Source organism: Castellaniella sp. (assembly GCF_047971665.1).
Classification (GTDB): domain Bacteria; phylum Pseudomonadota; class Gammaproteobacteria; order Burkholderiales; family Burkholderiaceae_B; genus Castellaniella.
This window is the reverse complement of record NZ_JBKEAA010000004.1, coordinates 19,333-32,257: the sequence shown is the minus strand read 5'-3', so window position 1 is coordinate 32,257 and position 12,925 is coordinate 19,333. Positions and strand designations below refer to the sequence as shown.

The window sequence follows — 12,925 nt, the reverse complement described above, 5'->3', positions numbered from 1 at the left end:
CTTGTCGATGCCGGCGCGCCGGTCAGTCCGGGCGGGGCTGATGCGCGCCGATGCTCATCAACAGGCCGCAGGCCACCCCCAGGGTCATCAGCGCCGTGCCGCCATAGCTCATGAAAGGCAGCGGCACCCCCACCACCGGCAGCACCCCGGTCACCATGCCGATGTTCACGAAGACGTAGACGAACATCATCATGGACATGGCGCCCGCCAGCAATCGTCCGAACTGCGTGGGCGCCCGTGCCGTGATGGTCAGCCCCCGCAGCACGATCATCGCGTACAGGACCAGCAGCGTCACCCCGCCATACAGGCCGAATTCCTCGGCGAACACGGCGAAGATGAAATCCGTGGTCCGCTCGGGGATGAAATCCAGGTGTGTCTGGGTGCCCTGCATGTAGCCCTTGCCGTACAGTCCGCCGGAACCCACGGCGATCATCGACTGGATGGTGTGGAACCCCTTGCCCAGCGGATCCGACCCCGGGTTGAGCAGCACGCAGACCCGGTATTTCTGATAGTCGTGCAGCACCACCCAATCCACGTCCGGCTGACAGATCTGATCCTCGTAGGCCACCAGCGTACCCAGGCCCAGCGCAATCGCCAGCACGGCGGGAATCAGCAGCTTGAACGAGAATCCGGCGAAATAGATCACGCAGAACCCCGACGCCAGCACCAGCAGCGCCGTGCCCAGGTCCGGCTGGTCGATGATGAGCCCGGCCGGCACGGCCAGCAGCACCCCGGCCACCAGGAAATCCATGACGCGGAAACGGCTCCCCGCCTGGCGCTGGAAATACCAGGCCAGCATCAGCGGCACGGCGATCTTCATCATCTCCGAAGGCTGGATGCGCGCAATGCCCAGATTCAGCCAGCGGGTCGCGCCCTTGCTGGTCTCTCCGAACAGCATGACCGCCACCAGCAGCCCCACCCCGAGCACATAGAGCAACGGCGCCGCGCGCATGATCCAGGCCGGCCGCAGCAGCGCGACGGCCCACATGGCCGCCACCGCCAGCAGGAAATTACGCAACTGATCGGCAAAGCGCCAGTCCGTATCGCCGACGGCCGAGTGCATGGTGGCCATGCCGACCACAGCCATGACGATCAGCAAGATGAGCAGCGGCCAGTCCAGCACGGCGAACATGCGGCGCACGGCCTGCACAAGCAGTTTCATGGACTCCCCTCCTCGGCGCCGTCCTCGGGCGCCGATGCCTCGTCAGGCAAGGGCGCCGGTTCGGGCGCCTCGTCATCGTCGGGCGCCGGCTGCGTCTCGGGCCGGCCCGGGAACGCCGCCGGCGCCGGGCCGGCCTGCGCATCCCATGCCGCACGTTCAGCCCGCAGGCTCGCGCGGCGCTGCTCGACCCGGGCCGGGTCGAGCCAGTAGTCGAACACCTTGCGGGCGATGGGCGCGGCCACCGAGGCCCCCCAGCCGCCATTTTCCACGATCAGGGCCACCGCGATCTGGGGATCGTCGACCGGCGCGTACGCCATGAACAGCGCATGGTCGCGCAGACGCTCGTCCACGGAACGCGCCCGGTACCGGGCCCCGCGCAGGCTGTAGACCTGCGCCGTGCCGGTCTTGCCGGCCGCCTGATACGGCGCGCCCTGGAACGCGCGCCGCGCCGTGCCCTTGCGCACCACATCCACCATGGCCTCACGGATCACGCGCAGATGGTCCGGTTTCAGATCGATGGTGGCCTGCGGCCCGACCACCGGATAGCTGAACTGGTCCGTGCGTGAATCGATGATCCTGCGCACCAGGTGCGGTTTCATGTAGACGCCATTGTTGGCCAGCACCGAGGTGGCCTGCGCCAGTTGCAGCAAGGTGAACGCGTTGTAGCCCTGGCCCACGGTGACGGACACGGTCTCGCCCTGATACCAGTGCTGCTGCTCGGGCTTCTTGTAGGCCTTGCGTTTCCATTCGCGCGAAGGCAGGATGCCCCTGCGCTCGCCATCCAGGTCGATCCCGGTGATCTGGCCAAAACCGAATTGCTTGCTGAAATCGTGCAGGGCATCCACGTCCATCAGGGCGCCCAGCGAAAAGAAGTACGTGTCGGAGGACACGACGATGGCCCGGTGCATGTCGGTCGGCCCATAGACGGCGCCGCCGGCGTTGCGGAATTTCTGGCCCGCCAGCTCGAAATAGCCGGGATCGGGAATCAGCTCCTGCGCCGAGCGCACTCCCATTTCGAGCGCCGCCAGCGCCACGAACGGCTTGTAGGTCGAACCAATGGGATAGGTGCCGTACAGCGGCCGGTTGATGAGCGGGTGATCCGGCGATTCGTTCAGTTTGCGCCAGTTCTCGACATCGATGCCGTCCACGAACAGGTTCGGATCAAAGGAGGGCGAGGACACGAAGGCCAGCACCTCGCCGGTCTTTGGCTGGATCGCGACCAGCGCGCCGCGCCGGCCGTCGAACTCGGCCTCGGCCATCTGCTGCAGCCCGATATCCAGGGACAACTCGAGATTGGAGCCGGACACGGGGTCCGTGCGGCTCAGTTCGCGCACCGGACGCCCCCCTGCGGTGACCTCCAGCTCCTCGATGCCGGTGTGGCCGTGCAGGGTCTTTTCCCAGGTCTTTTCGACGCCTTTCTTGCCGATGGTCAGCGTGCCCCGGTAATTGCCCATCTGGCCGGACTCCTCCAGCGCCTGCTGGTCGTCCTCGGAAATCCGCCCGACGAACCCCAGCACATGGGCCGCCGATTGCTGCATGGGATACGTCCGTACCCAGCGGGCTTCCAGACTAACGCCGGGAAAGCGGTAGGCATGCACGGCAAACCAGGAGGCCTCGATCTCGTTCAGATTATTGCGCAGCAGCACCGGCGCATAACGGCCGCTCTGCTGGTAGAGGCGCATGAACTTGCGCCGGTCGCCCTCGCTCAGATAGACCAGTTCGCTCAACCGGTCGAGCATGTCGCCGACATCGCCCTGCACCTGGGCGCGTGTCACCGTCAGCGTGTAATCCCGCAGGTTCTTGGCCAGCACCACGCCGTTGCGATCGGAGATCTGCCCGCGTCGGGGCGGCACGGGCACGATGGTGATGCGATTCTGTTCCGCGCGCGCCGAGAGGGCCTCGTAGCGATTGACCTGCAGATACCACAGCCGGCCGGCCAGCAACAGCAGGCACACCAGGGCGAACAGCCCCGCGACCCAGGCGCGCAGCACCACGGTCTGCCGCTGGCGATGTCCTGTTTTGCGGAACTCGAACATAGCCTAGGGCCTAGGGCCTTGCGCCGTCGCCACCCTGACGGCGGGGATGCAGCGACATGAGGATATCCAGCAACGGCCACAACACGCCGGTGAACAGCGCAGACCACAACCAGTCCCAACCCACCCAGGCGCCGTTCAGCCAGGCACCCAGCAGGCTGGACAGCGTGTAGGCGATCACCAGAGCCGGCAGCACCTGAAGCGTCTGCAGCCAGGCATTGAAACGTCGCAGTCGCGGGCTCAGGCGCAGGACGCCATAGGCCGCCAGCACATAGCACAGCGCATGCAGGCCGAGCAGGCCGGTGTCCTGGACATCCATCAGCACGCCGAACACGAATGCCGTCGTCAGTCCCACCCGGGAGGGCGCATGCAGGCACCAGTAAAGCAGCAACAGCAGCAGCACATCGGGCGCCGTCTGCCAGAGCCGCCAGGGCAGCAGGGACGCCACCCACACCAGGATCAGCGTCCCCCACACCAGCCAGCCGGAGGCGGCACTCTGGAACGCACCGGTATCCACCGGCTGCAGATCCATCAGGGAGGACTCCTTGCGGGGCCTACTGGGCGTCGAGGGCATGCTCGATCTCCTCGGGTTCGGGCACATCGGCCACATCCACGCGCAGAACCAGAAAATGGCGATAGCGTTCCGGATGCGACAGCGGCTCGGCGATCGCCACGGCAAAGCCGGTGCCCGAGTCGCGATCGACGCGTTCCACGCGGCCGACCGACAGCCCGGCCGGGAACAACCCGCCGATGCCGCTAGTCACCAGCACATCGCCCGCGCGCACGTCCACGCCGGTCGACAGGTAGCGGACCTCGAGCTTGCCGACCTCATTGCCGCCAAAGGCGATCAGCCGCAGCCCGTTGCGCAGCACCTGGACGGGAATCGACACCTGATCGTCGATCAGCAGGGCGGCCTCGGAGGTGAAGGGCGTGACGCGCACGATCTGGCCCACGACCCCGCCCTCGTCGATCACCGGCATGCCCGGGGCGATGCCGTCGTGCGAGCCCTTGTTGAAAATCAGGCGATGGCTGAAGGCATTGGACGGAACGTAGAAAACCTCGACCGCCACGGACGGCTGGGTGATGGATTCGGAGATGTTGAGCAGGCGGCGCAACTGCGCGTTTTCTGCGGAGAGCTGGGCCGCGTGGGTAGACAGCTGGGCCATCTCGATGCGCTGGCGGCGCAGGGCCTCTTGTTCGTCGCGTACCTGAGTGGCCGCATGCGACCAGCTGTCGACATATTCCACCGCGTCGCGCGGCGCCAGCGCAAAGCGCTGAAAGGGATAGAGGGCCACGGACAGGGAACTGCGCACCGGCCCCAGCACGGACCAGTGCGCATCGACCACGACCATCCCGAGACACAGTGCAAGCAGCAGAACCAGCCGGACTTCGAGGCTGGGGCCACGCTTGAAGAGTCTCAGGGTTCCCGGTTCACGCATAACGAGGAACGTCTGGTCGGGAATCAGTCGTAGATGAACACCCCGCCGAGGCGTTCGAGATGTTCGAGCGCCTCGCCGCAGCCGCGTACGACGCAGGTGAGGGGGTCTTCGGCCACCACCACGGGCAGACCGGTTTCCTCCTGGAGCAGGCGGTCCAGATCGTGCAGCAGCGCGCCACCGCCCGTCAGGGCGATGCCCTTGTCGGTAATGTCTGCGCCCAGCTCGGGCGGGGTCTGTTCCAGGGCCGTTTTCACGGCCGAGACGATCTGATTGAGCGGATCGGTCAGGGATTCCAGGATTTCGTTGGAAGACACCGTGAAGCTGCGCGGCACCCCTTCGGAGAGGTTACGGCCCTTGACCTCGATCTCGCGGATCTCAGAGCCCGGGAAGGCCGAGCCGATTTCCTTTTTGATGAGCTCGGCCGTGGGTTCGCCGATCAGCATGCCGTAGTTGCGGCGGATGTAGTTGATGATGGCCTCGTCGAACTTGTCGCCGCCGACGCGCACCGAGCCCTTGTAGACCATGCCGCCCAGAGAGATCACGGCGACCTCGGTGGTGCCGCCGCCGATGTCCACCACCATCGAGCCGCTGGCATCGGACACCGCCAGACCGGCGCCGATCGCGGCGGCCATGGGTTCCTCGATCAGATAGACCTGGCTGGCGCCCGCGCCCAATGCCGATTCGCGGATGGCGCGGCGCTCGACCTGCGTGGACCCGCAGGGCACGCAGACGATGATGCGCGGACTGGGGGCCAGCATGCTGCGCGGATGCACCATGCGGATGAACTGCTTGAGCATCTGCTCGGTCACGGTGAAGTCGGCGATCACGCCGTCCTTCATCGGCCGAATGGCCTCGATGTTGCCGGGGACGCGGCCCAGCATCTGCTTGGCCTCGTGGCCGACGGCCTGGATGATTTTCTTGCCATTGGGGCCGCCGTCATGGCGGATGGCGACGACCGAGGGTTCATCGAGCACGATGCCCTTGCCACGGACATAGATCAGCGTATTCGCCGTGCCGAGGTCGATCGCCATGTCGCTGGAAAAGTAGCTGCGTAGGAATCCGAACATGGGCGCACTAATAAAATTGGGTGTCTGGTAGATCCATGCAAATTCGCCCGGTACTGATTTGAATCAGGGCCGCCAGAACAAAAGCGCAGGCCAAGCAAACCGCATGGAATCAGCAATGATAACTTATAATCCCGTAAGGTTATGCCTGGATTGAGGGAGAATGTTTTGCAAAACTCCTGCTTTTCACATTCCGGTCACATCCGCACACACTCAAATCCGGTCGCCCCGGCGGCGGCCACTCCAATACGACGACATGGCACTCACCGAACAGGACATTGCCCGGCTGGCACGGCTTTCGGGCCTGAGGCTGGATTCCAGCGACTCGGATCGCGCCCGCCAGGAACTGGACCGCATCCTGGGCCTGATCGAGGAATTGCAAGCCGTGGACACGGCGGGCGTCGAGCCCATGGCCCATCCACTGGCCGCCCACCAGGACATCGCCCTGCGCTTGTGCGACGACACGCCCGACCCGGCGCAGACGCCCGCGCAGCGCGACGCCTGCCTGACCAATGCACCCGCCGCCCACCAGGGGCTGTTCCTCGTGCCGACCGTCATCGAATGATGCCATGACCCAGCTTTCCGCATTCCACAGCATCCAGGCGCTGGGCGAAGCCCTGCGCGCCCGGCGCATCAGCGCCGCCGAACTGGCGGCCGACGCCCTGCGCGCGGCCCGCGCCCACTGCGATCCCAACGTCTTTCTGCACATCGACGACGACCTGACCCTGGCGCAGGCACGCGCCGCCGATCAGGCGCTGGCCGATGGCACCGCCAGCCCCCTGACCGGCATCCCCATCGCCCACAAAGACCTGTTCGTGACGCGCGGCTGGCGCACCACCGCCTCCAGCAAGATGCTGGCCGACTACGTCAGCCCCTTTGACGCCACCGTGGTCGACCGCTGGCGCGAGGCCGGCGCCGTCTCGCTGGGCAAGCTCAGCTGCGACGAATTCGCCATGGGCTCGGGCAACGAGAATTCCGCCTTTGGACCAGTACGCAATCCCTGGGACCCGGACCGGGTGCCGGGCGGCTCGTCCGGCGGCTCCGCCGCCGCCGTGGCTGCCGGCCTGGTGCTGGGCGCTTCCGGCACGGACACCGGCGGCTCGGTGCGCCAGCCCGCCGCCCTGTGCGGAGTCAGCGGCATCAAGCCCACCTACGGCACCGTGTCGCGCTACGGCATCATCGCCTTTGCCTCCAGCCTGGACCAGGCCGGCCCCCTGGCGCGCAATGCCCGTGATCTGGTGCCGCTGCTGGACGCCATGAGTGGTTTCGACCCGCACGATTCGACCAGCCTGGAAACCTGCGACGGCGCGCCCAATGCCGCTGGCCGCGTCCAGGCTGCCTTCGACGCCGCTCGGGCCGGTCAACAGGCCGGCGGCGAGCGCCCGCTGGCAGGCCTGCGCATCGGCGTGCCGCGCGAATTCTTCAACGAAGGCCTGTCCGCTGAAGTCGGCGCCGCGGTGGAGTCCGCCTTGCAAGTCTTCGAGTCCCTGGGCGCCGTTCGCGTGGACGTATCCCTGCCGCGCACCCGCCTGGCGATCCCCGTCTACTACGTGATCGCGCCAGCGGAGGCCTCCAGCTACCTGTCGCGCTACGACGGCGTGCGATATGGCCATCGCGCCGCCAAATACACCGACCTGGCCGACATGACCAGCCGGTCCCGTTCCGAGGGCTTCGGCAACGAGGTCCGCCGCCGCATCATGGTCGGCACCTACGTGCTGTCCCATGGTTACTACGACGCCTATTACCTGCAGGCCCAGCGCGTGCGGCGCATGATCGCCGACGATTTCCGCCGCGTCCTGACCCAGGACTGCGACGTGATCATGGGTCCGGTCACCCCCACCGTGGCGCACCGCATCGGCGACACGCGCCAGGACCCGATCGCCGACTGGCTCAGCGACATCTACACGCTGGGCGTCAGTCTGGCGGGCCTGCCCGGCATGTCCATCCCCTGCGGATTCGGCGGCGAATCGGGCCGTCTGCCCATCGGGCTGCAGATCATCGGCCGCTATTTCGACGAAGGCCGCCTGCTGGCCCTGGCCGACCGCTACCAGCAAGCCACCGACTGGCATCAACGCATTCCGGGACACGCATAAATGGATTGGGAAATCGTCATCGGCCTGGAAACCCACGCCCAGCTCTCCACGCAGTCGAAAATCTTTTCCCGCAGCAGCACGCGCTTTGGCGCCGAGCCCAACACCCAGGCCAATGCTGTGGACATGGCCCTGCCCGGCTCACTGCCGGCCATGAACCGGGGCGCGGTGGAACGCGCGATCCAGTTCGGCCTGGCCATCGGCGCCCGGGTGGCCGAACGCTCCGTGTTCGCGCGCAAAAACTATTTCTACCCTGACCTGCCCAAGAACTACCAGATCAGCCAGTTCGAACTGCCGATCGTCGTCGGCGGGCAACTGTCCTTTTTCGTCGACGAACAGGAACACACGGTGAACCTGACCCGCGCCCACCTGGAAGAGGACGCGGGCAAATCGCTGCATGAGCATTTCACGGGACCGCATGGCGAATCGTCCAGCGGCATCGACCTGAACCGCGCCGGCACGCCGCTGCTGGAGATCGTGACCGAACCCGAGATGCGTTCAGCGACAGAGGCCGTGGCCTACGCGCGCACGCTGCACGGGCTGGTGGTGTGGCTGGGCATCTGCGACGGCAACATGCAGGAGGGCTCGTTCCGCTGCGACGCCAATGTATCGGTACGTCCGCGCGGCCAGGCCGAATTCGGCACCCGCTGCGAGATCAAGAACCTGAACTCCTTCCGCTTTCTGGAACGCGCCATCCAGTACGAGGTGCGCCGCCAGATCGAGCTGATCGAGGACGGCGGCAAGGTGGTGCAACAGACCCGGCTGTACGATCCCGACCGGGACGAAACCCGCGCCATGCGGACGAAAGAGGATTCCGACGATTACCGCTATTTCCCCGATCCCGACCTGCCGCCGCTGGTGGTAGCCCCGGAATGGATCGAACAGGTGCGCGCGGCCATGCCGGAACTGCCGGCCGCCAAGCGCGCACGTTTCGAGGCCGACCTGGGCCTGTCGGCCTACGATGCGGCCCAGCTGACGCTGCACCGCGCGACGGCGGATTATTTCGAGGCCGCGTCGGCGGCCTTGCAGGCGGGGCAGGCCAAACAGGCCGCCAACTGGATCCTGGGTGAATTGTCAGCGGCGCTGAACCGCGACGATCTGGACATCGGCGCCTCGCCAGTGCCACCGCAGCGTCTGGCGGCGCTGATCGCCCGCGTGCTGGACGGGACGATCTCGACCAAGATCGCGCGCGATGTGTTCGCGGCGATGTGGGCGGGCGAGTCGGGCGGCGATCCGGACGCGATCATCGAGTCGCGGGGGCTGCGCCAGATCAGCGATACGGGGGCGATCGAGGCGATGATCGACGTGGTGCTGGCGGCCCATCCGGCGATCGTGGAGGAGTACCGGGCGGGCAAGCAGAAGGCGTTCAATTCGCTGGTGGGCCAGGTGATGAAGGCGGCCAAGGGCAAGGCGAATCCGCAGCAGGTGAACGAGGTGCTGAAGCGGAAGCTGGATGCCTGATCGGTCTTGGCTGGGGCTGTGATTTCGGCCGGCGTGCGCCCCGTGTAGATCTCGGCCGGTGCATGCCCCCGCGCCAACGCGCAGCTCACCCGGTTCCGGCGATGCCGGAACTTCCCGGCGTGAACTCACACTCCGTATTTGCCCCGGTACGCCGACACGGCGTCGCGGTGCTTGGCCAGGGTGGCGTCGTCTTCCAGCAAGGCCATGATGTCGGCCAGCGAGGCGATGCTGACCACGGGGATGCCGTAGGCCCGTTCGACTTCCTGGACGGCCGAGCCCTCGGACAGCGCGTCGTCCGCGCCGGCGCGTTCCATGCGGTCCAGGGCGATCAGCACGGCGGCGGGCTGGGCGCCGGCGGCGCGGATCAGGGCGACGGATTCGCGCACGGACGTGCCCGCCGTGATGACGTCGTCGATGATGACGACGCGGCCTTGCAGCGGCGCGCCGACCAGCGTGCCGCCTTCGCCGTGGTCCTTGGCTTCCTTGCGGTTGAAGGCGAACGGGACCGGGCGGTCGGCGCGCGCGGGGTGGTTGGACAGGGCGATGGCGGCGGTGGTGGCCAGGGGGATGCCCTTGTACGCGGGGCCGAACAGCATGTCGAAATCCAGCCCGGAATCCGCCAGGGCCCGGGCATAGAACTGGCCCAACCGACCCACGCAGGCACCATCATTGAACAATCCGGCATTGAAGAAATACGGGCTGCGGCGGCCGGATTTCATCGTGAAATCCCCGAAATTCAGGACCCCTTTCTCCAGGGCGAAACGGACGAAGGATTGGGCTCGGGAACCGGGCATGGCAAGTGATCTCTGTGCGGGAAAGGCGACATTATCGGATATTTGAGCGAGGCGTTCGCAGGTTTGGCCGCCGCGCTGGGCCTGCGTCCAAGACTATCATGTTCTTTTCCCCCTTTCGCCCCGGGAGTTCATCCCATGCGCCAACCGGTCTTTTTCCTGTCCCATGGCGGCGGCCCCTGGCCCTGGATGCCCGAGGCACAGGCCTCCTATGCCATCCTGGCCGCCGAACTGCAGGCCATTCCCGCCACCCTGCCCCGTCCGCCCGAAGCGATCCTGATGGTCTCGGCGCACTGGATCACCCAGGGCGGCGTCCTGCTCGGCAACCACCCGCAGCCAGGCATGCTGTACGACTACTACGGCTTTCCCGCCCATACCTACGGCATTCGCTATCCCGCCCTCGGATCCCCCGATCTGGCCGCCCGCGCCGCCGATCTGCTGCGGGCCGACGGCATACCGGTGGATTTCGACGCACAACGCGGATTCGACCATGGCGCCTTCGTGCCGGCCCACGTCATGTTCCCGGCAGCGGACATTCCCATGGTCCAGCTGTCGATCGAACACGGCTTCGATCCGGACTGGCACCGCCAATTGGGCGCCGCCCTGACGCCGCTGCGCGACGAGGGTGTGCTGATCATCGGCAGCGGACTGAGCTATCACAACCTGCGCCTGTCCGGCCCCGCGGGCCGCATACCATCGGCGCAATTCGACGCCTGGCTGCAACAGGCCATGGCGCCGACCGATGCCACATCCCGCCATGACCGGCTGCGGGCCTGGAAACACGCTCCGGCCGCGCGGATCGCCCATCCGCAGGAAGACCATCTGGTGCCCCTGTTCGTCGCCAACGGTGCCTCGGAGGGCAGCCCCGCCCTATGCTGTCACCACGAAACCGACGCCGCAGGCGGGCTCACCGTCTCCAGCTTCCGGTTCGACTGAGCCCGGCCGGCATCCTGGGGTAAAGTGCAGTCTTGCAATGACCACCGGATACTCACGTGCTGCGCATCACCTCTCTGAACGTCAACGGCATCCGAGCGGCTTTCCGCAAGGGGCTGGCGGACTGGCTGGCCGCCACCCGCCCCGACGCCGTCTGCCTGCAGGAAATCAAGATCCAGGACAGTGACCTGGTCGACGAGCTGCGCCATCCCGACGGCCTGACCGGCCATTTCCACCACGCCGAGAAAAAAGGCTACAGCGGTGTGGGGCTCTACCTGCGCCAGCCGGCCGATCAGGTCACGGCCGGCATGGCCTGCCCGGAATTCGACGCCGAAGGCCGCATCCTGCGCGCCGACTGGCCCGGCCTGTCGGTCGTGAGCGCCTATCTACCTTCAGGGTCCAGCGGCGACGAGCGCCAGACGGCCAAATACCGGTTCCTGGCGCACTACGAGACCTGGATGGACGGGCTGATGCGGGAGCACCGCGACACCGGCCGGGAATTCGTGATCTGCGGCGACTGGAACATCGCCCACCAGGAAATCGACCTCAGAAACTGGAAGGGCAATTTGAAGAACAGCGGCTTTCTGCCCGAAGAACGCGCCTGGCTGAGCAAGATCCTGGACGAGCGCGGCTGGGTGGACGTGTACCGCCGCCTGCATCCGGACGCGACCGGCGAGGCCTACACCTGGTGGAGCAACCGCGGCCAGGCCTGGGCCAAGAACGTCGGCTGGCGCATCGATTACCACATCGCCACCCCCGGGATCGCCGCCCGGGCGCAGACAGTCGATATCCACCGCGAGCCGCGATTCAGCGATCATGCGCCGCTGACAGTGGAGTATGCGTGGAGGTGATGGGGGACAATGCGGCGACGGGCGGCGCAAGCCCCCCGAGAATCAGGCCGCCACGCGCCGCCCCGACCCCTCGGCCTGTTGCCCCTGGCGCAGATAGTGCTGCGCCAGCACCGCGCACACCATCAATTGGATCTGGTGGAAAATCATCAGCGGCAACAGCACCGGCCCGATGGCCCCCGCGCTGAACAGCACGCCCGCCATGGGCACCCCCGTGGCCATGCTTTTCTTGGAGCCGCAGAATACGATCGTGATCTCGTCGGCGCGGTTGAACCCCATGCGGCGCGCCGACCAGGTGTTCAGCGTCAGCACCAGCGCCAGCAGCACGCAGCAGACCACCACCAGCCAGACCAGCGAACCCGGATCCACAGTCTGCCACAACCCGCCGATCACCGACTCGCTGAACGCCGTATAGACCACCAGCAGGATCGAACTCTGATCGACACTGGTGACAAGCTTGCGGTGACCGTCCATCCAGCGGCCGATCACCGGCCGCATCAGATGACCGGCGACAAAAGGCAGAAAAATCTGCACACTGATCCGTCCGATGGCCTGCAGCAGCGAACTGCCGCCCAGGGCGGACGTATCCGCGCCCAGCAGCCATTGCAGCAACAGGGGCGTGATGACGATTCCGACGATGCTCGACGCCGAGGCGGCGCAGACTGCCGCGGGCACATTGCCGCGCGCGATCGAAGTGAAGGCGATGGCCGACTGCACCGTGCCGGGCAGAACCGTCAGATAGACGATGCCGACATAGAGCGGCTCGCCCAACAAAGGCAAAAGAACCGGCCGGAGCACCCACCCCAGGATAGGGAAAATCACGAATGTCCAGATGAAGATCACCCCGTGCAGCCGCCAGTGCGTGGCGCCGGCGATGATGGCCTCGCGGGAAAGCTTGGCCCCATGCAGGAAAAACAGCAACGCAATGGCTGCGGCCGTGAGCCGTTCGAAGAGCATCGCTCCCTGACCGTGGGCAGGCAAGACCGTGGCGGCCGTGACGACCGCGATCAGGATCAGAGTGAAACGATCAAACAGCAGACGTAATTTTGACATCATGGTAATGGGTGCTCCGGCGGTCCGGGGCTCTCGCAGAGAAGATTAAAC

At 66.3% G+C, this 12,925-nt stretch carries 12 protein-coding genes; 5 read left to right on the top strand and 7 right to left on the bottom strand.

The window, feature by feature from the left end; translation table 11 throughout:
- Positions 1 to 22: 22 nt before the first annotated feature.
- The 5 genes from rodA to ACK5JE_RS00880 are packed head-to-tail and all read right to left on the bottom strand — an operon-like array spanning position 23 to position 5,701.
- Complete coding sequence (gene rodA, locus ACK5JE_RS00900; protein WP_416799832.1) at positions 23 to 1,162, bottom strand: rod shape-determining protein RodA; 1,140 nt, start codon at positions 1,160 to 1,162, stop codon at positions 23 to 25.
- Positions 1,159 to 3,198 (bottom strand): penicillin-binding protein 2, encoded by a 2,040-nt coding sequence (mrdA, locus tag ACK5JE_RS00895; protein ID WP_416799831.1) that lies wholly within the window; start codon positions 3,196 to 3,198, stop codon positions 1,159 to 1,161. The genes rodA and mrdA overlap by 4 nt, the downstream gene beginning before the upstream one ends.
- A 10-nt stretch (positions 3,199 to 3,208) precedes the next feature.
- A complete protein-coding gene (gene mreD / locus ACK5JE_RS00890) occupies positions 3,209 to 3,769 on the bottom strand; it encodes a rod shape-determining protein MreD (protein WP_416799830.1) in 561 nt (186 codons plus the stop codon).
- Positions 3,750 to 4,634, bottom strand: coding sequence for a rod shape-determining protein MreC (mreC, locus tag ACK5JE_RS00885; protein WP_416799829.1), 885 nt, complete (start codon positions 4,632 to 4,634; stop codon positions 3,750 to 3,752). Before mreC ends, mreD begins: the two co-directional genes overlap by 20 nt.
- Before the next feature lie 23 nt (positions 4,635 to 4,657).
- Positions 4,658 to 5,701: a rod shape-determining protein gene (locus tag ACK5JE_RS00880; protein WP_320346672.1), complete on the bottom strand. Its 1,044-nt coding sequence runs from the start codon at positions 5,699 to 5,701 to the stop codon at positions 4,658 to 4,660.
- A gap of 253 nt (positions 5,702 to 5,954) precedes the next feature.
- On the opposite strand from ACK5JE_RS00880, the gene gatC reads away from it, so the two are divergent.
- The 3 genes from gatC to gatB are packed head-to-tail and all read left to right on the top strand — an operon-like array spanning position 5,955 to position 9,249.
- Positions 5,955 to 6,263, top strand: coding sequence for an Asp-tRNA(Asn)/Glu-tRNA(Gln) amidotransferase subunit GatC (gene gatC / locus ACK5JE_RS00875; RefSeq protein ID WP_416799828.1), 309 nt, complete (start codon positions 5,955 to 5,957; stop codon positions 6,261 to 6,263).
- Between the two features lie 4 nt (positions 6,264 to 6,267).
- Complete coding sequence (gatA, locus tag ACK5JE_RS00870; protein ID WP_416799827.1) at positions 6,268 to 7,791, top strand: Asp-tRNA(Asn)/Glu-tRNA(Gln) amidotransferase subunit GatA; 1,524 nt, start codon at positions 6,268 to 6,270, stop codon at positions 7,789 to 7,791.
- Positions 7,792 to 9,249 (top strand): Asp-tRNA(Asn)/Glu-tRNA(Gln) amidotransferase subunit GatB, encoded by a 1,458-nt coding sequence (gene gatB, locus ACK5JE_RS00865; RefSeq protein WP_416799826.1) that lies wholly within the window; start codon positions 7,792 to 7,794, stop codon positions 9,247 to 9,249.
- 125 nt (positions 9,250 to 9,374) lie between these two features.
- Here the strand turns inward: gatB and pyrE are convergent, their stop codons facing one another.
- Positions 9,375 to 10,043, bottom strand: a complete 669-nt coding sequence (gene pyrE / locus ACK5JE_RS00860) for an orotate phosphoribosyltransferase (RefSeq protein WP_416799825.1) — start codon at positions 10,041 to 10,043, stop codon at positions 9,375 to 9,377.
- A gap of 135 nt (positions 10,044 to 10,178) precedes the next feature.
- Between pyrE and ACK5JE_RS00855 the strand changes: the two genes are divergently transcribed.
- Positions 10,179 to 10,976, top strand: a complete 798-nt coding sequence (locus tag ACK5JE_RS00855) for a DODA-type extradiol aromatic ring-opening family dioxygenase (protein ID WP_416799824.1) — start codon at positions 10,179 to 10,181, stop codon at positions 10,974 to 10,976.
- A gap of 56 nt (positions 10,977 to 11,032) precedes the next feature.
- Entirely contained in the window at positions 11,033 to 11,824 is a 792-nt protein-coding gene (locus tag ACK5JE_RS00850) for an exodeoxyribonuclease III (RefSeq protein ID WP_416799823.1), read from the top strand.
- Positions 11,825 to 11,866: 42 nt separating this feature from the next.
- Here ACK5JE_RS00850 and ACK5JE_RS00845 read toward each other — a convergent pair whose 3' ends face one another.
- Positions 11,867 to 12,874 carry a bile acid:sodium symporter family protein gene (locus tag ACK5JE_RS00845; RefSeq protein WP_416799877.1) on the bottom strand — a complete coding sequence of 336 codons (1,008 nt, stop codon included), beginning with the start codon at positions 12,872 to 12,874 and terminating at the stop codon, positions 11,867 to 11,869.
- Between the last annotated feature and the right edge of the window lie 51 nt (positions 12,875 to 12,925).